Genomic DNA, 21,696 nt, shown 5'->3' on the forward strand with positions numbered 1-21,696 from the left:
CGAAAACTGTGGTAAAATAGCCCCTTTTAGTCAATATAGAGGAAAATAGGTGCAAACGAACGAACTGGTCGCCTTTGTCACAGACAAAATTGATGATATGAAAGGTCGCGATATCGTAACCTTAGATGTGCGCGATAAATCAAGCGTCACCGAATTTATGGTGGTCTGCTCTGGCACCTCTACTCGTCATGCCAAATCAGTAGCAGCTTATCTGGCCACTGAATGCAAAAAAATCGGTGTGCAACCACTGGGGATAGAGGGCGAAAATACTGGCGAGTGGGTACTACTGGATTTAGACTCGGTAGTAGTTCACGTTATGCTGGAAGAAACTCGTGGTTATTTTCAGCTAGAAAAACTCTGGAGTGCCTGAGCCGGTATGAAGCTTAGCCTTATCGCCGTTGGCACTAAAATGCCCGACTGGGTACAAGCAGGATTTACCGAGTATGCCAGACGCTTTAGTCGCGACATGCCACTGGAGCTGCTCGAAATACCCGCTGGCAAGCGTGGTAAAAATGCTGATATTAAACGCATTCTCGAGCTTGAAGGCGAAAAAATGCTGGCGGCAGTAACAAAAGGCAGTCGCATTGTAACCTTAGAAGTTAACGGCGATAACTGGAGCAGTCCGCAACTCGCTCAGCGTTTAGAACAATGGCAACAGGATGGCCGTGATATTGCGTTGCTGATCGGTGGGCCAGAAGGGCTAGCGCCAGCCTGTATTGCTGCCAGTGAAACAAAGTGGTCACTGTCAGCACTCACCCTACCTCATCCCATGGTGCGCGTAGTGTTGGCTGAAGCTTTGTACCGGGCTTGGAGCATTAGCACTAATCATCCTTATCATCGCGAGTAAACATGCTGAAAAAACGCATTCCCATGCAGGATATTGCCGCAGAAACCCGCTTGTTTAACAGCAGATCAGTGGTCGCGATGCTAGTAGTGTGTGTTTTATTCAGTGTTATTTTATTTAATATGTATAACTTACAAGTTCGCTCCTATCAGGACTATCAAATTCGTTCGGAAGGCAACCGGATAAAAGTGCTACCGATGGCACCGAATCGCGGCCTGATAAGCGATCGCAATGGTATTTTACTGGCTGAAAACCGGCCGGTATTTTCTCTGGAGCTGGTACCCGAACAAACGGGAGATATCAACAACATCCTGCTTAAACTGGCAGAGTTAATTGAAATAACAGCAGAGCAACAAGCGGATTTTTTACAACAAGTCAGACAGCAACGACGCTTTAATTCCATCGCCTTAAAAGAACGTTTAAATGAAGAAGAAGTTGCCATTATTTCTGTTAATTTACACCGTATGCCCGGTGTTACGGTAGAGGCTCGTTTAAGCCGGCACTACCCCTTTGCAGACTTGTTTACCCATGCACTGGGTTATATCGGGAAAATTAATACCGATGATTTACGCCGACTGGATGAGCAGGGCCGCATAGCAAACTACGCCGCCAGCCGCGAAATAGGTAAACTGGGACTAGAACGCTACTACGAGGAACAACTGCATGGCACCATGGGTTTTCAGGAAGTAGAAGTGAATAACCGTGGCCGGGTAATTCGGGTGTTACGCTCAGTACCTGCACAATCTGGTAAAAACATCCGGCTAAGTCTGGATGTTGGGCTGCAACTTACTGCCCAGCAAACTCTGCAACAAAAACGCGGCGCCATTGTTGCAATGGACCCCCGTGATGGCGCCGTGTTGGCGTTTTACTCCAACCCCAGTTATGACCCTAACTTATTTGTGCATGGTATTAGCAGTAGCAACTACAATGCGTTGCTTAACTCGCCAGACCGGCCTCTGATTAACCGGGCGACCCAAGGTATTTATCCGCCAGCGTCGACCATTAAACCCCACCTGGCATTACTCGGGTTAGAAACTAACACTGTACAACCTGGCACCCGAGTTTGGGATCCAGGCTATTTTACCTTGCCTAATAGTGACCACCGCTTTCGCGACTGGCGCCGCAACGGGCACGGCTGGGTAGACGTATACAGCGCCGTTGCTGAAAGTTGTGATATCTACTTTTACGAGCTGGGCATAAAGCTGGGCATTGACCGAATTTCGGACTACATGCACAAATTTGGTTTTGGCGAACGCACCGGCATTGATATTCATGAAGAAGCCAGTGCCAATATGCCCTCGCGCGGTTGGAAGCGCGCCCGTTTTAATCAGCCCTGGTACCCGGGTGATACGGTACCCCTGAGCATAGGTCAGAGCTTCTGGACAGCCACACCTTTACAACTGGCATTATCTACTGCCGTTATTGTCAATAAAGGCCTGATGCCAACACCGCATATGGCGGCAGAACTGAGTACCGACTACAGCAGCGAATTAGTGGAGCCCGCACTTCGACGCAGCGTTGAGGTAGTGGATGAAAAAAACTGGCTAATAGTGGCAGACACCATGGTACGCACTGTTGCCACATTAAAAGGGACTGCCCATACGGCGTTTAAAAAAACGCCGTACAGCTCTGGTGGTAAAACCGGTACTGCGCAAGTAGTCGCTATTGCTCAAGATGCTAAATATGATGCTGAATCTCTAGATGAGCGTCATAGGGACAACGCCATGTACATTGGTTATGCGCCAGCTGAAAACCCCACCATTGTATTTTCAGTGGCAGTGGAAAATACCGGTGGCGGTGGCAGCACTGCTGCACCGATTGGCCGGCAACTATTGGATTATTATTTTTCAGCTGGAGTAAATGCTAATGAATAGCACTATGGCCAATCCGGCGCAGCGCAGTGGAAAACTGGCAGCCTTTCATATTGACCTGCCATTGCTACTGGGGTTATTAACACTGCTGAGCTTTGGTCTAGTTATTTTATATAGCGCTACCGGCCAAAGTGAAACGATGATGAAAGCCCAGATATTTAGATTAGGCCTGGCACTGGCGGTAATGGTGGGGATAGCCCAGCTTAACCCGCAAACCATCCGACGTTGGGCACTGGCCTTATTTAGTCTGGGTTTGTTAATGCTGGTCGCCGTATTGCTGTTTGGTTACGTAGGAAAAGGGGCGCAGCGCTGGCTTGATTTAGGTTTTATGAAGTTTCAGCCGTCAGAAATTATGAAGTTAGCAGTACCCTTAGCGGTTGCCTGGTTTATTGCGGCAGACAATTTACCACCCAAAATCTGGCGTTTAATTATTGGGTTTTTAATGTGCGCAGCACCTACCCTGCTGATTGCCAAGCAACCCGACTTAGGTACCGCGTTGTTAATCGCCATGTCAGGGGTGTTTGTACTGTTTATGGCAGGCATGAGCTGGCGACTCATTAGCGTTATTGCATTGTTAGTATCCGCTTTCGCGCCGGTAATGTGGTTCTTTTTAATGCGCGATTACCAGCAGCAACGGGTGTTAACTTTTCTAAATCCGGAAACCGATCCGCTGGGTTCAGGTTATCATATTATTCAATCTAAAATTGCCATCGGCTCTGGCGGTATAGATGGTAAGGGATGGTTACAAGGCACTCAATCGCAGCTTGAATTTTTACCCGAACGGCATACCGACTTCATTTTTTCAGTACTCAGTGAAGAGTTTGGTTTAATTGGGGTAATGCTGTTGTTGGCCATTTACTTATTTATTATCGGCCGGGGCTTGCTAATCGCTAGCCGGGCACAGGATAATTTCAGTAGACTGGTGGCTGCCAGCTTTACCTTGACGTTTTTTGTCTATGTTTTTGTTAATATTGGCATGGTGTCAGGTTTATTGCCAGTGGTCGGTGTACCTTTACCGCTAGTCAGTTATGGCGGCACATCAATGGTTACCCTGATGGCTGCTTTCGGGGTGTTAATGTCGGTCAGTACTCATAAACGGATGTTAGCCAATGCATTATAATGATCAGCCTGTTCGATGGTTTTGCTTATTACTGGTGCTATTGCTTTCCGGTTGCAGTGCTACACAACAACCACAATCACAATCACAACCGTCAGAACCTAACGCCGGGCGTTATCAGCAACAAAAAGATAGCATTCCAAACCGGTTACCGACCCTTCTGGAAATGACCGATCCGGCACCAAAAAGTGAGCCGCTTAGCCGTGGTGGTAACCGACCTTATCAGCTATTTGGGCAACATTATTCGCCGGTAGCAAATGCTACGTCATTTCAGGAAGCCGGTATCGCATCGTGGTACGGTAACAAATTTCATGGCCATCTCACCTCAAACGGCGAAACGTACAATATGTTTGCCATGACGGCAGCCCATAAAACGCTGCCCTTACCCTCTTATGTTAAGGTTACTAACTTGGATAACGGCCAGAGTGCAATTGTCCGGGTGAATGACCGCGGCCCTTTTCATCGCGACCGTATTATTGATTTATCCTATTCAGCCGCCAACAAAATAGGCATGTTGCAACAAGGTACAGCCAGAGTTCAGGTAGAGCTTATAAAATCTCCCGGCATGCTGGCGCAGAACAGCACTTCTGCCAATCAGCAGTGTTTTATTCAAATTTTTGCCAGCAGCGATAACAATAGGTTAAAGCAGTTACGTGCTGAAGTAGAACAACAACTCGCCGTACCTACGCAAATTCAAACGGCAGATGGAATTTTTCGGCTGTTGGTAGGTCCGAGTAAAGATAACCGGCAAGCCCGGAGTTGGTTGGCAAAACTTAAAGCTAACCAATATCCTGGTGCCTACTTTTTTGACAGCACAGTATGCAGTTGAATTTAAATTCGCTATTTCCAATAATAAAAGAATGGGTCTCATGAATAGTTATCGTCGCCTCGTCACCAGTAGCATTATTGCTATCAGTAGTTTTTGTTTTATCGGTCTGTCTCAAGCGCAGGTTGTGGTGCCGCAAGCTCCCACTGTTGCCGCTAAAGGCCATATTTTAATTGACTTTGATACCAGCAAGGTTTTATCTGAAGACAACGCTGACATGTCACTTTCGCCGGCCAGTTTAACTAAAATGATGACAATTTACGTCATCGGTACTGAACTGAAGAACGGCAATATTAGTCTGGACGATAAAGTCACTATCAGTGAAAAAGCCTGGGCGAAAAACTTTCCCGGCTCATCATTAATGTTTATTGAGGTAGGCACCCAGGTTAGCGTAGCCGATCTGAATAAAGGTATTGTGGTTCAGTCAGGTAATGATGCCTGTGTAGCTATGGCCGAGCATGTTGCTGGCAGCGAAGGCGCTTTTGTCGACCTAATGAACGCCCATGCTGAGCGACTTGGTATGCTGAACACCCGTTTTGCTAACAGCCATGGCTTACCCTCGGCTGAGCTTTATACTACGCCCCGCGATATGGCTAAGTTGGCCGTCGCGTTAATAAAAGACGTACCCGACATTTATACCCTTTATTCAGAGAAAGAATTTACCTACAATAATATCCGCCAATATAACCGTAATTCTTTGTTATGGGATCGTAGTCTGGCAGTTGATGGTATTAAAACCGGCTATACCAGCGAAGCTGGCTTCAGTTTAATTACTTCAGCCACCCGCGAAGGTATGCGACTGGTGTCAGTAGTAATGGGTACAGACAGCGAGCGGGCTCGCCAAAATGAAAACAAAAAACTACTAACTTATGGCTTTCGCTTTTTTGAAACTTTCTCACCTTATCAAAGTGGCGAAAAATTTGCCGAGCAACGTATATGGCAGGGTGACAAAGAGCAGATACAGTTAGGCTTACTGCAAACCACACCGATTACCATTACCCGCGGCCAACGCGGCAAACTGAAAGCCGACGTTAGCTTGAATCAACAACTTATTGCCCCCATTACTAAGGGACAAGTTGTCGGTACTATTTATTTAAAATTAGATGGTGCAGATATTGCTGAGTATCCATTGGTTGCATTAGAAGATGTTGGCCCTGGTGGTTTTTTCAGCCGGATGATTGATTACGTAAAAATGCAATTTAACTAAACTTTTAAAGCGTTGCGGTGACACATCCCGGCAACTGCCGGGATTTTTGTTAGACTAAAAGCTGTTTGTGACAATAACCGTTCATGATCAGCAGGTCGTCAATTAAAATAAGCCGTCGTTTCTCGCGGCATTAAGCGTTATGAGAGTAAGCGTATGGCAAATGAAGTAAAAGACACCAAGTTTGATCTCTATCTGGATTTCCCCTGTCAGTTCAATTTTAAAATATTAGGGCTGGCTCAGCCGCAGCTGGTTGATGACGTTATGAAGGTAATTTGTCGTCACACCGATGCAACCGACTACAGCCCACAAGTAAAACCCAGCGCCAAAGGTAATTACCATTCGGTATCGGTAAAAGTAACAGTAACCAGCAAAGATCATATTGAATTGCTGTACACCGAGCTTGGCAAAATAGCGCTGGTTCGTTACGTTCTTTAATGGTCTGAACTCGCATTAGCACTTAAAACGGCTATAATGCAGCCTGTTTTTTAACGGAGTTAGCTGTGAGCTTAAGCCAACAACTTGTGATCCGTGATCTTGGCAGCCATGACTATACTCAGGTATGGCATGCTATGCAGCAATTTACCGATCAACGTGATGAGCACACTGCCGACGAGCTATGGTTACTGGAGCATCCGGCGGTGTTTACCCAGGGCCAGGCCGGAAAAGCAGAACATCTGTTGTTGCCTGGTGAAATACCGGTGGTAAAAGTTGATCGAGGTGGCCAAGTTACCTACCATGGCCCAGGCCAACTGGTAGTGTACGTACTGCTGGATATTAAACGACGAAAAATAGGGGTACGCCAATTGGTTACCCTGCTAGAGCAAATATTGATTGAACTGCTGGCAGCACACGGTATTGGCGCTAACGCCCGACCTGACGCACCAGGGGTATATATTGACGGTAAAAAAGTGGCCTCGCTTGGCTTGCGGGTACGTAAAGGTTGTACTTTCCATGGTTTGGCGTTAAACGTAGATATGGATCTAAGTCCCTTTAGCCGGATCAACCCTTGTGGCTATGCCGGTATGCAAATGATCCAAAGTAAAGATTTTGGTGGCCCGCTTACTATCAGCCAGGCCAAGGCAGAAATAAGCAATATATTCCAACGGCAACTGGCCGTGCCCGAACTGACATTTAAAACAGGATTAGAGTGGCAAAATGACTAAAACAGCTCGTATGGAACCAGGCGTAAAACTGCGTGATGCCGATAAAATGGCATTAATTCCGGTAAAAGTTTTGCCAACAGAACCTGATGAAATGCTGCGTAAGCCTGCGTGGTTAAAAATAAAGTTACCGCGTAATTCTGAGCGTATTGACCAGATAAAAGGGGCAATGCGTAAACACGGTCTGCATTCAGTCTGTGAAGAAGCCGCCTGCCCTAACCTGCCGGAATGTTTTAACCACGGTACCGCCACTTTTATGATCTTAGGCGCCATTTGCACCCGGCGTTGTCCGTTTTGTGATGTGGCGCATGGCCGGCCATTACCACCCAGTGCTGAAGAGCCGGAAAAGCTGGCATTAACCATTCGTGATATGAAGCTAAAATACGTGGTGATAACCTCAGTTGATCGTGATGATTTACGTGATGGTGGCGCCCAGCATTTCGCCGATTGCATTACTGCAATTCGACAATACAGCCCGGATATTAAGATTGAAGTGTTAGTACCAGATTTTCGCGGCCGCATGGATGTCGCGCTGGAGATCCTCAGTAAAAGCCCACCAGATGTGTTTAACCACAACTTGGAAACTGCACCACGGCTTTACAAACTGGCCCGTCCCGGTGCTGACTATAAGTGGTCACTACAGCTGCTAAAACGCTTTAAGCAAGCGCATCCAGAGGTTTCCACCAAGTCTGGCTTAATGGTTGGCCTGGGTGAAACCACTGAAGAGTTACTGCAGGTATTACAAGATCTGCGCGAGCATAATGTTGACATGCTTACCGTTGGCCAATATTTACAACCAAGTAAGCATCACTTACCAGTAAAACGCTATATGCCACCGGCAGAGTTTGATGAAATTAAGCATTTCGCTAATAACATTGGCTTTAAACACGCCGCCTGCGGCCCGTTCGTACGTTCGTCATATCACGCCGACCGCCAAGCCGCCGGTGAAGAAGTAAGTTAATACTGAACGACGACATACGAGAAAGGCTGCATTTTGCAGCCTTTCTAATTAATTAATTCCACAAGCCTCGTTGTGTTATTTCAAACCTTAAGGGTCAGATTGCAAGTTACGTTTCAATCCTATCAATTAAACGTTTAAAGCCTAACCAAGCCCTGCCCGTGTGACATTTTACGTGACTTAATTTTCACACCAAACGGTGATGTTTGTACCAGTAAAGGTAACTTATCGGCCGGAGCTATTGAAGGTAGTCAGGCTAAATTTATGTGTTTATCACCAGCCACCAATTAAATAAAATGGTAAAAAATTAGCATTTTTTAAATACTAAACTGGTAATATGCTTTTATATTTTCCTTATATGACTACAGAGGTCTTATGAAAATTCTTGTTACTAGTATTACATTAGTTATTTTAAGCTATTCTAGTTTTGCTGCCCTGGCATCTAAACCAGATATTAGCTGGAATTACGTAAGTGCTGGATATGCTAAAGCTAATATAAAAAATGTCATTAATAACACTATTAAACCTGATGGTTATCAAATTAATGGTAGCTATTTACTGTCTGACACATTGTATGTAGCTGCCTCTTATACTGACTTATCAGGCGACATTGCATTTGATGATTTTTCAGTACGCCTAGGCATGCGTCAAGCCGCAGCAGAAAACTTAGATGCCTTTTTTGAAGGCGGTTATGAGCAAACCAAAAATAAAATTAATGGTTTTGAAAGTGTCACTAGCAACGGTTTTCAAGCAGGTGCCGGATTTAGGTATCGTGCAACTCCAATGCTAGAACTTGCAGCAGCAGTGAGATATAGCAATGGATCTGATTCTAGCAGTGCCACTTATGGCGATTTATCGGCTAGGGTAAAACTAACACCTGTGTTTGATCTTTACGCTGGTTATCAGTTTGATAGCGATGTATCTTTGCTAGCTACTGGTCTAGTGCTTAATTTCTGAAAATGAAAAGTTTATCTGAGCGAAGATTAACTTTGGGGGTCAGATCCAATTGTTAAAATAAATAAAGGCTGCGATGCAGCCTTTAATTATACTTAACTTTATATTATTGAATTATTTAGCTCTAAAACGGCGTAACAATAATAACAAACCACCAGCAAACAATGCTATACCAGCAGGTTCAGGCACTGCTGTTGCTGCGAGCTCGAAATTGTAAGTAACATCAGAGTTAGTTAATTGCAGAGTAAGGTTGTCTGCAAAAGCCAGATAATTGGTCGTTGCACCACTACCTGCGCCAATACTTACCGAAGAAATATACGCTTCGTCTGAGTAAAGGTTTTGCCAGTCGGTTAATGTTCTATTATATATTTCTGTAACACCAACACCAGCTACCCATTGATAAAAGTTATCTCTGAAGCTGGTTTGATACCAGGTGTCTTTACTTATATTTCCGTAAACACCGTTGTAAGCACCTTCCCAAATTAACTCACTACGTTGACCATTATCCCAAATATGTAAACGCAAAGCCGGCGTGTAATCTGGATGATAATCATTGCTGCTAGTAGAGGAAATGGCCCACTCAAAACTGAAGTTTAATAACTCATCAAGTAACGCAATATTACTCAGTGGATTAAAAGGGTTACCCAGCCCAAAAAAGCGGGTTCTGTCACCCTGCACTTGCAATGAAGCATTACCATTTCGTGGTGCTGCAGCGGTTATAGCACTATTGACATCACCGCCCCAAGTTGGATTCTCTGGCGTAATAACAATTATTGCCGCTTGTGCTGACATTGCAACACTGGCAATCAGCAGTAAGCCAGCAATTTTTACTTGGCGTTTAATTGATTTTTCTAGTTTTTTTATCACGTATAATCCCTAATTAGTATTTAACAATAACTAGTTATGCAAAATAGGTACCAACTTTAATATTAATTAATATATGTTACTTATCAATAATTTAGTAATAATTGAGTTATTTTCTGCTTGTTTGAATTTTCTAATTGTATAAAAAGCTGACAATAATCGGCACATATCAAAAGTCACTCGCTACTATTTACTGTTAAGAAACGTTGGGGGGCAGATCCAATTGTTAATGGCTGGTTTTTAACACTTTATCTTGGCGATAAGTGCACGTTTTAATTGCTTAATACCTCCAGCCTTGTTGTGCTATTTTCGGTTTAAACGGCTACACTTGCTGCAGTTATTATTGGGGGGATTATGGAACAACGACGGTTTAGCCGGGTGAATTTTCAGGGTAAGGCGCATTTAGAAACGGCAGATGAAAGCTACCCGACTGAGGTGCTGGATGTATCGTTTAAAGGTGCATTGGTTAAACTGCCGGAAAACTGGCCACAACAGCTCAGCAGCCCAATACTGCTGCGGGTGCATTTAAGTGATTATCCGCTGGATTTTAGTATGCACGTTAGTATAGCGCATCTGCATAACGAGGTAATTGGCCTGCACTGCGATAAAATCGATCTGGAAAGTGCCAGCCATTTAAAACGATTAATTGAATTAAATTTAGGTGACAGCCAGTTACTTGGTCGTGAGTTATCTGAATTATGTGCAACAGAAGCCGCTAACGATTTATAACTGCAAAGCGTTTATTGCATCATCATAACCGTTACTGGCGGCACGCTGCATTAAAGTATGCCACTGCTGCCATGCCTGCTGTTGCCGGGCTAAATAAGCAAAATAATATTGCACCGGCATAATGTGTTCTGGCGCGCTTAACGCCTGCACTATTAGTTGCTGATACACCGCTGGCATTGCCGTTTGGTATGCCTGCATCGGGTTAATTGTTGCAACTACCCGGTATGCTTGAACTTTCGCCGCCTGGCAAGTAGTTACCGGAGTAAGCAATGCCGGGTCAAGCTGCAGCTGCCAACGCTGCTGATAGGCCGCCAGCGTTGCCGGTGTATTATCAAACAACAGGTTAGTCGCAAAAGTGCCGCTTTTGCATACGTCTGCCGCAGCGACAGCCGCTAACGGATACTCGTCAATAAACCCCAAAGCATGCATAAATTCATGTTGCAATAACGCCAGGCTGGCCGTATCGGGTAATTGCACAATACCATTGTTGTAACTGGCCAGCCCTTGGCCGGCAATTACCAGCAGTTGACTAAAGTTACCGGTAATAACCTGCTCAGTTAATGCGCCATATTCGCATTGAATACGCTGCGCTGGACGCTCTGAGCAACTCAGAGCGGTAGCGCTGATTGTTATTAACGGTTTAAAACAAACCGGTAACTGGCCAAGTAAGGGATCCTTGGCCCAAGCTGTTTTTAAGTGCTGCCAACGTAGCACGCCAGCTTGTTGGCTGGCGACTGGCTGTAGCGTAAGCATACAGCCAGCAACAGCCTGATAGCCACTATCCGCTGGCGGTACTGGCTCTGCTTGCCATAACCCCAAAGTAGCCCGTTGCGCGGCGCTAACAGCGCTAGCAGCCAGTTGCTGACTGTTAAGTTGCTGCTCTAACCATACTGCCGTGGCTAAACGCCCTTCTAACCGCTGTTGTAATTGCAAGGCATGCGTTAAGCCAGCACTATCACCCAGTAACGCAGCGTGTCTGAACCAGCGCAGTGCAGCGGTTAGCTCGTTATTAGCTAAACGATGTCGGGCCAGTTGCATAGCGGCAGCAGGTTCAGTTTGCGCTTGCTGCATTATATATTGCTGGCTGTGTGGGTTTATCTGCGGTGTACACCCCAATAGCAGAAAAGCAAAAAAGCCAGCAAGCTGACTTTTAACTAACACACTATGGCAAGGTTTAATGAAATTCATCACTCTGGCCCGTTAATGTTTCACCGCGTAACCGGGCCATTTCTAGCCTGGCGTAACGGTGTTCAACAAACTCATAAACGTTAGTGGCTAACACCATTTTATAATACTGCAACGCCTGCTCTGGTCGCTGTGAAGCGTCATGCCATTTCGCCAAATAAAAATACACTTCGCAAAGGCGTTCGGCTAATGCACGCGGGCCAGTTAAATCCTCGATAATGGTGTCTAACAGTTGCTGCTCACTGATATTACCAGCATAAAAGCGAACTATGTTAGTTGCCCAGTCATCTGTGGCCAGTTCAGTAAGATTAACTGCTAGTCGCTGCCTGGCAGCCGTTTTTGATAGCTCTAACTCAGCCAGGTATAACCAAATAACACGGTACGGATCTGCCGGTCGTAATTGCAAAAATCGCTCAAAATCAGGTAATGCCAGCTCAGTCCGTCCGGCATAGTACAGCGCAATACCCCGGTTTAAATAGGCATATTCATAATCAGGTGCCAGTTCCAGCGCCGAGTCAAAGGCTTCATATGCCTGGTCAAAATCGCCACTAAGGGTGTAATGAATGCCAACAAAATTATAGGCATCAGCCAGGTCTGGTTTCAGCCGTAATGCCCGCATAAAATCTAACCGGGCCAGTGATCGTAAACCGACACTGTCGTACATGACCCCACGGTCATAAAATAAACGTGCCGACTGCTCATCTGATAACTCAGCACGTTGCAAAATTTCGGTTAAGCGGGCAATCGCCAACTCAGTTCGATAAGGAACCGCCAACGGCTCTGGCGTAAGCCAGGCCGCTGACGATGACGGTTGTACCATTGCACAACCGTTTAAGGTAAGTAGCGCTACTATTAGCGCTACACCACCTGTTTTAAATCTGAGCATGTTAAGCGTCTTGCTCAGCATTAGCTGCAGTTTCTGCTGGCTTACTATTCGCTTCTTTAATACTTAAGCGTACCCGGCCCTGCTTGTCTACTTCCAGTACTTTAACCGCTACTTTCTGCCCCAGTTGCAAGTGTTCAGACACATTACTTACCCGCTCTTCCGAAATTTGCGAAATATGCACTAAACCATCTTTACCTGGCAATACATTAACGAAAGCACCGAAGTCGACAATACGTACCACTTCACCTTGGTAAATGGCACCTACTTCAATGTCGGCAGTAATAGCATTGATGCGGTCAATGGCAATTTGCGCGGCTTTAGCAGTAGTTGCGGCAATTTTTATGCTGCCATCATCTTCCAGCTCAATAGTAGTGCCTGACTCTTCAGTAATTTGACGAATAACTGCGCCACCTTTACCGATAACTTCACGGATTTTCTCCGGGTTAATCTTCATGGTGTAAATGCGCGGCGCGTATTCAGACATTTCTTCACGGTGACCACTAATAGCCTGATCCATCACGTTCAGAATATGCAAACGCGCTGCTTTTGCCTGTTTTAGGGCAATTTGCATAATTTCCTGGGTAATACCATCAATTTTAATGTCCATTTGCAGGGCAGTAATACCTTCGGTGGTACCGGCTACTTTAAAGTCCATGTCACCTAAGTGATCTTCATCACCTAAAATATCTGACAATACGACAAAGTCGTCACCTTCTTTTACCAGACCCATGGCAATACCGGCTACTGACGCTTTAATTGGCACACCCGCATCCATTAAGGCTAACGATGAACCGCAAACAGAAGCCATTGAGCTTGAACCGTTTGACTCAGTAATTTCAGAAACAATTCGTACGGTGTACGGGAAGTCTTCAAAATCAGGCATAACCGCCAGTACACCGCGCTTCGCTAACCGGCCATGACCGATTTCACGGCGTTTCGGCGAACCGACCATACCGGTTTCACCCACACAGTAAGGAGGGAAGTTGTAGTGCAGCATAAAGGTGTCGGTTTTAGCACTTAACAAGTCATCAATGTTTTGTGCATCGCGAGCGGTACCTAAAGTACAGGTAACCAGCGCCTGCGTTTCACCACGGGTAAACAGTGATGAACCGTGAGTACGTGGTAGTACGCCCGTCATGACGCTTAAACCACGGATCATTTCCGGGTCACGGCCATCAATACGTGGCTCGCCTTTGGTAATACGGCTGCGAACCACTTTACTTTCCAGAGCATGGAATATTTCGCCAAACTCGTTTTTATTAAGCTCTTCGCCTGCGGCTAATGCAGCAATTAATTTTTCATGAACAGCCGCTTTAATTACCGAAATACGCTCATAGCGTTTGGCTTTTTCAGTGATCTGATACGCCGTGCTGATATCAGCAGTAGCCAGCTCAGCGACTTTAGCAATTAGTGGTAAATTTTTAGCTGGTGCTTGCCAGTTCCAGGCGGGTTTAGCGCCTTCAGCCGCTAATTCTTTAATAGCAGTAATAGCCGTTTGCAGTTGCTCATGGCCATACATTACTGCGCCTAACATAACGTCTTCTGACAGAATGTTGGCTTCAGATTCAACCATCAGTACCGCATTGTGCGTACCGGCTACCACCAAGTCTAATTTAGAGCTTTTTAACTCTTCTTCTGATGGGTTTAACACGTACTGGTTATTAATATAACCTACCCGTGCAGCACCAATAGGGCCTGCAAACGGAATACCTGACAACGCTAAAGCGGCTGAGGTACCAATTAATGCCACGATGTCTGGCTGAATTTCAGGCTGCACTGACACCACAGTAGCAATAACCTGCACTTCATTGTTAAAGCCTTCCGGGAACAATGGCCGGATTGGGCGATCGATCAAACGACAAATTAACGTTTCACCTTCACTTGGCCGGCCTTCGCGTTTGAAAAAGCCACCCGGGATCCGGCCAGCTGCATACATTTTTTCCTGGTAGTTTACGGTTAACGGAAAAAAATCCTGACCAGGTTTAGGTTCTTTTTTACCAACAACAGTTACTAAAACTGAAGTATCTCCCAGGCTGGCCAATACTGCGGCATCTGCCTGACGGGCTATTACGCCGGTTTCTAAAGTGAAGGTGTGTTGGCCAAACTGAAATGATTTTACGATGGGAGTCACGTATGTATTTCCTTTATCTTAATCGCCGAATTGCGATGTTTTTCTCTGTGTTTTTTGCTTGTACAGTATACTCTGTAACCTAATATAAAAGATAGTTCAGTAAAAGTAGTCCCGTAACAATAATCCTATAGAAAAGGCACAAAAAAAAGAGGCTAAAAAGCCTCTTTTTTTCGTTGTCGATTAACGATTAACGACGTAAACCTAAACGACCGATCAGAGTAGTGTAACGGCTCTGGTCTTTGCCTTTTAAGTAATCTAACAGCTTACGACGCTGGCTAACCATCCGTAACAAACCACGACGAGAATGGAAGTCGTGCTTGTGCTCGGCAAAGTGGCCTTGCAGGTGAGTGATTGACGCAGTTAACAGGGCAACCTGTACTTCTGGTGAACCGGTATCGCCTTCTTTTACAGCGTAGTCAGCAACAATTTTTGCTTTATCAGCAGCATTTAACGACATATTTAACTCCAAGTTTGAGTGAACTAAAATAAGGGTATCGCCGATCACTCATCCAGCAGACCCCAAAAAACTAACGTATAATAGCACTTTGCTTACAATTTACAAGCCACTTATCTCAGCCGTTGGCTGGTGCATGGCACTGGTATTCAATAAGCGTCGTGAGCTAAGTACTGCCTGCTCTACCTGGCCAACCCCTATAAACACCGCGTCAGGTCCCAGTAATTTAATGGCATCGGTATCGGCAGCAGCCACCTTACAGCTTTTGCCATGTTGTAAGCACAATTGCTGCTCAGCTGTCAGTAGCAACGAAGCCATAGCAACAATACCTGCATCAAGTGGCAATAATAATGAATCAAGCGCACTAAAATCAGCGGTAGTATGACACGGCCCGGCCAATGCATCTAACTGTGACGGCGGCACCATTTGGCCGGCGGTAAAGGGGCCAACCTGGGTGCGGTGTAATTTACTGACATGTGCGCCGCAACCTAATAACTCGCCTAAATCATCAATTAAGGTGCGTATATAAGTACCTTTAGAGCAATGAATAATAAAGTCTGCATTATCACCAGTACGTTGTAACAATTCAAAACGAAATATACTAATTGGCCGTGCTTCACGCTCAATGGTAATGCCTTGACGGGCATATTTGTAAAGAGGCTGCCCCTGATACTTAAGGGCTGAAAACATCGTCGGCACCTGCAGTATATCACCTCGAAGCAACGGCAAAGCTTGTTCTAGTTGACTGTCGGTAAAACTCACCGGGCGCTGGCTGATAATCTCGCCTTCCGTATCACTAGTCGTGGTACGTACGCCAAAACAAGCGGTAACCAAATAGGTTTTATCCGTATCCAGTAAAAACTGGCTAAACTTAGTGGCTTCACCAAAACAAATGGGCAATAAGCCAGAGGCCATTGGATCCAGCGCACCGGTATGTCCGGCTTTTTTTGCCTGATATAACCAGCGTACCCGCTGCAAAATACCATTACTGCTTACTTCTAGCGGTTTATCCAACAACAGAATGCCATTAACTTCTCTGGCATTTTTACGCGCCATTAGTCATCGGCTCCGTCGCTATCAATAGGGTCTAGCCCGGCATCTTTACGCTTTCGCTCATCTTCCTGGCGAACCGTAGCCACTAAGCTAGCCATGCGGATCCCTTCATTTAATGACTGATCAAAGGCAAAACGAATATTCGGTACTATGCGGGTTTGGATCCGTTTGCCAATAAGACTTCGAACGAAGCCTGCCGCATCATTCAAAATTTTCAGGTTGTCTTCAACCTTGCTGTCGTCCATCCCTAAAAAGGTTACAAACACCTTGGCATGGGACAAGTCGCGAGATACTTCGACATCTGACACGGTAATCATTGAATGCAGCCGCGGATCTTTAATTTCGCGTTGCAGTATAACCGCCATTTCTCTTTTAATATGTTGTGACAACCGGTCAACGCGGGAAAATTCTTTTGCCATTTCTGAGCCTTCCAATTTTGGGCCAGGGAAAACACAACAGGGGCACTAAAGGCCCCTGTACTATGTATTGCCAGCACTGTGCTGACCAGCGGTACTTTATAAAGTACGTTCAACCTGAATGGTTTCAAATACTTCTATTTGATCGCCTTCGCGCACATCGTTGTAATTTTTCACCCCGATACCACATTCAAAGCCATTTCTTACTTCACTTACATCATCTTTGAAGCGACGTAACGACTCCAATTCACCTTCGAAAATCACTACGTTTTCACGTAATACCCGAATTGGTGCATTGCGCTTGATCAAGCCTTCCGTAACCATACAACCGGCAATAGCGCCGAACTTCGGTGAACGGAACACGTCCCGCACCTGTGCCAGACCAATAATTTGCTGTCTGAACAGTGGGGCTAACATACCGGTCATCGCCGCTCTGACTTCGTCTAACAGCTCATAAATGATGCTGTAGTAACGTAGGTCAAGGCCTTCATCTTCAACCATTTTACGGGCAGAAGCATCAGCACGAACGTTAAAACCAATAATAATAGCTTGTGAAGCCGCCGCCAGGGTAACGTCAGTTTCGGTAATACCACCAACGCCGCTACCGATAATTTTAATTTTAACTTCATCAGTAGACAGTTTAGCCAAAGATTCTGAAATTGCCTGTACTGAACCTTGTACGTCACCTTTGAGAACCAGATTAAGCTCAGACACATCGCCTTCAGTCATATTGGCGAACATGTTTTCCAATTTCGATTTCTGCTGACGTGCTAATTTAACATCGCGGAATTTACCCTGACGATATAAAGCAACTTCACGCGCTTTACGCTCATCTTTTACCACGGTAACTTCATCACCCGCTTGCGGTACACCAGACAAACCTAAAATTTCTACCGGAATAGAAGGGCCAGCCACTTTAACATCACGCCCGTTTTCGTCACGCATTGCCCGAACCCGACCATACTCAAAGCCACAAAGTACAATGTCACCCTGATTCAGCGTACCTTCCTGTACCAGAATAGACGCAACTGGACCACGGCCTTTGTCTAAGCGAGATTCAATTACCGCACCACGTGCCAGGCCATTTCTTACCGCTTTTAATTCCAATAACTCAGCTTGGTTCAGAATGGCTTCCAGCAAGTCGTCAATACCCAGACCGGTTTTGGCTGATACCTGAACAAACTGAGTATCGCCGCCCCACTCTTCTGAAATAACGTCAAACTGTGATAATTCATTACGCACGCGATCTGGATCAGCATCTGGCTTATCAATTTTATTGACTGCAACCACGATAGGCACACCAGCGGCTTTCGCATGCTGAATAGCTTCTTTAGTTTGCGGCATAACACCATCATCCGCCGCCACAACCAGAATAACGATATCAGTGGCTTTAGCACCCCGAGCTCGCATTGACGTAAACGCAGCGTGACCTGGCGTATCTAAAAACGTTACCATACCGCGGTCAGTTTCAACGTGGTAAGCACCAATATGCTGGGTAATACCACCGGCTTCACCGTCGGCGACCTTAGCTTTACGTATAAAATCTAATAACGACGTTTTGCCGTGGTCAACGTGACCCATTACGGTCACTACCGGTGCCCGTGGCTCAAGCTCACCCTGACCTTGACGATCAGACATTACGGCTTCTTCTAACTCGTTTTCTTTGGTCAGAGTAAATTTGTGGCCCATCTCTTCACAGACAATAGCCGCCGTTTCCTGATCAATAACCTGGTTAATGGTTGCCATAGCACCCATTTTCATCATCGCTTTAATTACTTCTGACGCTTTAACCGCCATTTTTGCAGCTAGCTCGGCTACGGTAATGGTTTCACCAATTTTCACTTCACGTTCAACCGGCTGCGCTGGCTTATTAAAACCATGTTGCATACTGGTTGGCGTTTTCTTTTTCTTGGTGTGACGGTTAGCGCGGTTAAAGGCTTCTTTATCGTTACCGTCGTCTTTCTTTTTACCTTTAGCTGGCGGTGTTTTCTTACCCACACCACGGCGACCGGCCCGTTCTTCTTTGGCATCTACTTCGTCTTCAGCTTGCTTGGCAAATTCGTTACTGGTCAGGTGATAATCATCTTTCTCAGTAGACTTGGCTTTTTCTTCCTGCGCCCAACGCTCACCATTGTCTTCAGCCAATTTGCGAGCAGCATCAGCTTGCTTTTTAGCTTCTTCTTCCAGCTTACGTAACGCTTCTGCTTCTTGTTGCTGCCGCATATGCTCAGCTTCACGCTTCGCTTCTTCTTTCGCTGCGCGACGAGCGGCTTCTTCCGGATCATCTTTTAACAATTGCGCCTGTTTAACTTCTTCGCGCTTTCTTGCTTCACTCGCTTTTCGCTCGGCTTCTTCTTTAGCTTTAGCCGCGGCAATTTCGCGCGCTTTATGGTCAGCTTCCTGACGAGCACGATTAGCTTCAGCGTTGGCTTTTTCTTCCGCTATACGCGCTTCTTCTTGCGCTTTTAACGTAGCTTCATCAACTAACGGCTTCTTGATATAGGTTTTTTGCTTACGCACTTCAACCTGGATCTCACGGTTACGACCGGCGCCACCAGCTACACTTAACGTGGTTTTTTCTTTACGTTTCAATGTTAGTTTAGAAGGCTCTGACGACTTACCGCCATGCTGCTTACTTAAATGCTCTAACAGTGTTTTTTTCTCATCTTCAGATACCTGCTGCCCTGCAGCTTTGGTGATACCTGCATCAGCAAATTGTTGTACTAACCGATCAACAGTTGTACCGACATCACTGGCCAGCTTCTCTATGGTGACTTCTGCCATTTGTGTTGTTACCTCCGTTGACTACTCAGTTACTTTCACTAAACCAAACAATGTTGCGCGCGGCCATAATTAGCTCAGCGGCTTTTTGTTCAGTTATATCTGCTATATCTAATAAATCGTCGACACCCAACTCGGCTAAGTCATCCAGGGTAGTAACACCTTTGCTGGCAACGACATATGCGGTATGTGTATCTAAACCTTCTAGCGCTAACAGCGCTGCAGTAGGTTTGGCATCTTCCAGTGATTCTTCACTGGCCAGAGCACGGGTAGTTAAAACGGCTTTTGCCCGACCGCGCAACTCTTCAACAATTTCTTCATCAAAACCGTCAATAGATAATAGTTCGCTAATTGGAACATAGGCGACTTCTTCCAACGTGGCAAAGCCTTCTTCCACTAATACATCTGCGAAATCTGCATCAATTTCCAAAGCGTCCATAAAGATTTGCCGAACTTTTTCAGTTTCTTCCTGATGCTTTTTCTTCATGTCTGAAACTGACATTACATTCAGTTCCCAACCGGTTAACTGGCTGGCTAACCGCACATTCTGACCATTGCGGCCAATGGCCATCGCCAAGTTAGAATCTTCAACAGCGATATCCATCGAATGGGTATCTTCGTCAACAATAATAGAGGCAACTTCAGCTGGCGCCATCGCGTTTATGACAAACTGCGCATCGTTATCATCGTACAAGACAATGTCAACACGCTCACCCGCCAGCTCGTTAGAAACACCCTGCACGCGTGAGCCACGCATACCAACACAAGCACCTACCGGATCAATGCGCCGATCGTTGCTTTTTACTGCAACTTTGGCCCGCGAACCCGGATCACGGGCTGCACCGCGTAGCTCAATCATTTCTTCGCCAATTTCCGGCACTTCAATCCGAAATAACTCCAGCAACATTTCTGGTCTGGCACGACTTAAAAACAACTGAGCGCCACGGGCTTCTGGCTTCACATCAAACAGTAAAGAACGGATCCGATCGCCTGGCCGGTACGTTTCGCGCGGCAACATTTCTTCGCGCGGTAACATCGCTTCAGCATTATTGCCTAAATCAACAATAATACTGTCGCGGTTTACTTTTTTAACAATACCGGTAACCAGTTCACCAACTTGATCAATATAGGCTTCAACAACCTGTGACCGCTCAGCTTCGCGTACTTTTTGCACGATTACCTGTTTCGCCATCTGCGTGGTAATACGGTCAAATTCTACTGAATCAATTTGTTCTTCGTAATAATCACCAATGTTAACTTCCGGTGCATCATATTGTGCTGCCGACAAGGTAATTTCCCGGGTAGGATGCTCTTGTACCGCCTCATCAGCCACGACTTCCCAACGCCGGAAAGTTTCATATGACCCGGTTTTGCGGTCAATGCTAACCCGCACTTCAATGTCGCTTTCGTTTTTCTTTTTAGTGGCTGCAGCTAATGCAAACTCCAGTGCCTGGAAAATCTTTTCCCGCGGTACTGATTTTTCGTTTGATACTGCATCAACAACTAATAATATTTCTTTTGCCATTGTATCTGCCTCGTTCTGACGCGACCCGAATACCTTAAAAAACCGGTACTACGTTTGCTTTGTCTATATTATCCATCAGCAAACGATAGGGTTTGCCATCAACTTCTATAACGAGCATGTCAGTGTCTATTGCTTGCAACATGCCTTTGAATTTTCTTCTGTTATCTTGCGCTATCGCCAGCTTCACTTCAATCTGCTGGCCGACAGCCTGGGTAAAATGTGCTTCGGTAAATAGCGGTCTGGCTAACCCTGGTGATGAAACTTCCAAGGTATACTCGTTAGGAATAGGGTCTTCCACATCCAGTACAGCACTAACTTCACGGCTTACCAAAGCACAATTCTCAACAGTAATACCGTCAGCGTGATCAATATATAGCCGCAACGTGGTGTGCCTACCGGCACGCAGCAATTCAATACCCCACAATGCAAAACCTGAGTTTGCTATTGTAGGGGTCAACAACTCAACCAGTTGTTGTTCTTGTTTAGTCAAAAAGACCTCCGAATACACCAATAAAAAATGGGCATAGCGCCCATTACTGCAAAACTGACACGCCAGATACGAAAACGCCCCGAACAAGCGGGGCGAAGTAACATCCTAACAACACCCATATCGCCAATGGCTATTGTGAAAAAAAAGTCTAACCTAAAGTTGGTTGCGGGAGCCGGATTTAGCACCTTCGCCCTGTGGTTATAAAGAGGAGCCCGAGGGCGCAATCTCAATATAACTGTCTAACC

At 45.7% G+C, this 21,696-nt stretch carries 21 protein-coding genes; 11 read left to right on the forward strand and 10 right to left on the reverse strand.

Annotation, left to right across the window (positions count from 1 at the left end):
• Window positions 1-49 precede the first annotated feature (49 nt).
• The 10 genes from rsfS (at window position 50) to VT06_RS09465 (ending at window position 8,940) form a co-directional block, all read left to right on the forward strand.
• Complete coding sequence (gene rsfS, locus VT06_RS09420) at window positions 50-370, forward strand: ribosome silencing factor (RefSeq protein WP_046554039.1); 321 nt, start codon at window positions 50-52, stop codon at window positions 368-370.
• A gap of 6 nt (window positions 371-376) precedes the next feature.
• Window positions 377-847: a 23S rRNA (pseudouridine(1915)-N(3))-methyltransferase RlmH gene (gene rlmH / locus VT06_RS09425; RefSeq protein WP_046554040.1), complete on the forward strand. Its 471-nt coding sequence runs from the start codon at window positions 377-379 to the stop codon at window positions 845-847.
• Between the two features lie 2 nt (window positions 848-849).
• Window positions 850-2,718: a penicillin-binding protein 2 gene (gene mrdA / locus VT06_RS09430; RefSeq protein ID WP_200897948.1), complete on the forward strand. Its 1,869-nt coding sequence runs from the start codon at window positions 850-852 to the stop codon at window positions 2,716-2,718.
• The gene (gene rodA / locus VT06_RS09435) at window positions 2,711-3,835 is read left to right on the forward strand and encodes a rod shape-determining protein RodA (protein ID WP_046554041.1); all 1,125 of its coding nucleotides are present in this window, start codon (window positions 2,711-2,713) and stop codon (window positions 3,833-3,835) included. The genes mrdA and rodA overlap by 8 nt, the downstream gene beginning before the upstream one ends.
• Entirely contained in the window at window positions 3,825-4,661 is an 837-nt protein-coding gene (locus VT06_RS09440; protein ID WP_046554042.1) for a septal ring lytic transglycosylase RlpA family protein, read from the forward strand. The genes rodA and VT06_RS09440 overlap by 11 nt, the downstream gene beginning before the upstream one ends.
• A 40-nt stretch (window positions 4,662-4,701) precedes the next feature.
• Window positions 4,702-5,865 carry a D-alanyl-D-alanine carboxypeptidase family protein gene (locus VT06_RS09445; protein WP_046554043.1) on the forward strand — a complete coding sequence of 388 codons (1,164 nt, stop codon included), beginning with the start codon at window positions 4,702-4,704 and terminating at the stop codon, window positions 5,863-5,865.
• Window positions 5,866-6,018: 153 nt separating this feature from the next.
• Window positions 6,019-6,300 carry a DUF493 family protein YbeD gene (gene ybeD, locus VT06_RS09450; protein WP_046554044.1) on the forward strand — a complete coding sequence of 94 codons (282 nt, stop codon included), beginning with the start codon at window positions 6,019-6,021 and terminating at the stop codon, window positions 6,298-6,300.
• A 134-nt stretch (window positions 6,301-6,434) separates the two neighbouring features.
• Complete coding sequence (gene lipB / locus VT06_RS09455; RefSeq protein WP_235357403.1) at window positions 6,435-7,028, forward strand: lipoyl(octanoyl) transferase LipB; 594 nt, start codon at window positions 6,435-6,437, stop codon at window positions 7,026-7,028.
• Complete coding sequence (gene lipA, locus VT06_RS09460) at window positions 7,021-7,986, forward strand: lipoyl synthase (protein WP_046554046.1); 966 nt, start codon at window positions 7,021-7,023, stop codon at window positions 7,984-7,986. The genes lipB and lipA overlap by 8 nt, the downstream gene beginning before the upstream one ends.
• Before the next feature lie 372 nt (window positions 7,987-8,358).
• A complete protein-coding gene (locus VT06_RS09465) occupies window positions 8,359-8,940 on the forward strand; it encodes an outer membrane beta-barrel protein (protein WP_046554047.1) in 582 nt (193 codons plus the stop codon).
• Between the two features lie 111 nt (window positions 8,941-9,051).
• Here VT06_RS09465 and VT06_RS09470 read toward each other — a convergent pair whose 3' ends face one another.
• Complete coding sequence (locus VT06_RS09470; RefSeq protein ID WP_046554048.1) at window positions 9,052-9,804, reverse strand: hypothetical protein; 753 nt, start codon at window positions 9,802-9,804, stop codon at window positions 9,052-9,054.
• Between the two features lie 351 nt (window positions 9,805-10,155).
• Here VT06_RS09470 and VT06_RS09475 point away from each other — a divergent pair, with 351 nt between their 5' ends.
• Window positions 10,156-10,530 carry a PilZ domain-containing protein gene (locus VT06_RS09475; RefSeq protein ID WP_046554049.1) on the forward strand — a complete coding sequence of 125 codons (375 nt, stop codon included), beginning with the start codon at window positions 10,156-10,158 and terminating at the stop codon, window positions 10,528-10,530.
• Here VT06_RS09475 and VT06_RS09480 read toward each other — a convergent pair.
• From VT06_RS09480 to rimP, 9 genes are all read right to left on the reverse strand, one after another.
• On the reverse strand, window positions 10,525-11,718 hold the full coding sequence (locus VT06_RS09480; protein ID WP_046554050.1) for a hypothetical protein: 1,194 nt from the start codon (window positions 11,716-11,718) through the stop codon (window positions 10,525-10,527). The genes VT06_RS09475 and VT06_RS09480 overlap by 6 nt on opposite strands.
• The gene (gene nlpI / locus VT06_RS09485) at window positions 11,705-12,601 is read right to left on the reverse strand and encodes a lipoprotein NlpI (protein ID WP_152659003.1); all 897 of its coding nucleotides are present in this window, start codon (window positions 12,599-12,601) and stop codon (window positions 11,705-11,707) included. Before nlpI ends, VT06_RS09480 begins: the two co-directional genes overlap by 14 nt.
• Before the next feature lies 1 nt (window position 12,602).
• Window positions 12,603-14,732 carry a polyribonucleotide nucleotidyltransferase gene (gene pnp / locus VT06_RS09490; RefSeq protein ID WP_046554051.1) on the reverse strand — a complete coding sequence of 710 codons (2,130 nt, stop codon included), beginning with the start codon at window positions 14,730-14,732 and terminating at the stop codon, window positions 12,603-12,605.
• Between the two features lie 187 nt (window positions 14,733-14,919).
• Window positions 14,920-15,189 carry a 30S ribosomal protein S15 gene (gene rpsO / locus VT06_RS09495; protein WP_046554052.1) on the reverse strand — a complete coding sequence of 90 codons (270 nt, stop codon included), beginning with the start codon at window positions 15,187-15,189 and terminating at the stop codon, window positions 14,920-14,922.
• A 99-nt stretch (window positions 15,190-15,288) separates the two neighbouring features.
• Entirely contained in the window at window positions 15,289-16,242 is a 954-nt protein-coding gene (truB, locus tag VT06_RS09500) for a tRNA pseudouridine(55) synthase TruB (protein ID WP_046554053.1), read from the reverse strand.
• Window positions 16,242-16,658, reverse strand: coding sequence for a 30S ribosome-binding factor RbfA (rbfA, locus tag VT06_RS09505; RefSeq protein ID WP_046554054.1), 417 nt, complete (start codon window positions 16,656-16,658; stop codon window positions 16,242-16,244). The genes truB and rbfA overlap by 1 nt, the downstream gene beginning before the upstream one ends.
• 96 nt (window positions 16,659-16,754) lie before the next feature.
• Window positions 16,755-19,439 carry a translation initiation factor IF-2 gene (infB, locus tag VT06_RS09510; RefSeq protein WP_046554055.1) on the reverse strand — a complete coding sequence of 895 codons (2,685 nt, stop codon included), beginning with the start codon at window positions 19,437-19,439 and terminating at the stop codon, window positions 16,755-16,757.
• A gap of 25 nt (window positions 19,440-19,464) precedes the next feature.
• Window positions 19,465-20,961, reverse strand: coding sequence for a transcription termination factor NusA (gene nusA / locus VT06_RS09515; protein ID WP_046554056.1), 1,497 nt, complete (start codon window positions 20,959-20,961; stop codon window positions 19,465-19,467).
• A gap of 34 nt (window positions 20,962-20,995) precedes the next feature.
• Window positions 20,996-21,451, reverse strand: a complete 456-nt coding sequence (rimP, locus tag VT06_RS09520) for a ribosome maturation factor RimP (RefSeq protein WP_046554057.1) — start codon at window positions 21,449-21,451, stop codon at window positions 20,996-20,998.
• Between the last annotated feature and the right edge of the window lie 245 nt (window positions 21,452-21,696).

It is taken from the genome of Arsukibacterium sp. MJ3, assembly GCF_000987765.1.
In the GTDB taxonomy this organism is placed as follows: domain Bacteria; phylum Pseudomonadota; class Gammaproteobacteria; order Enterobacterales; family Alteromonadaceae; genus Alishewanella.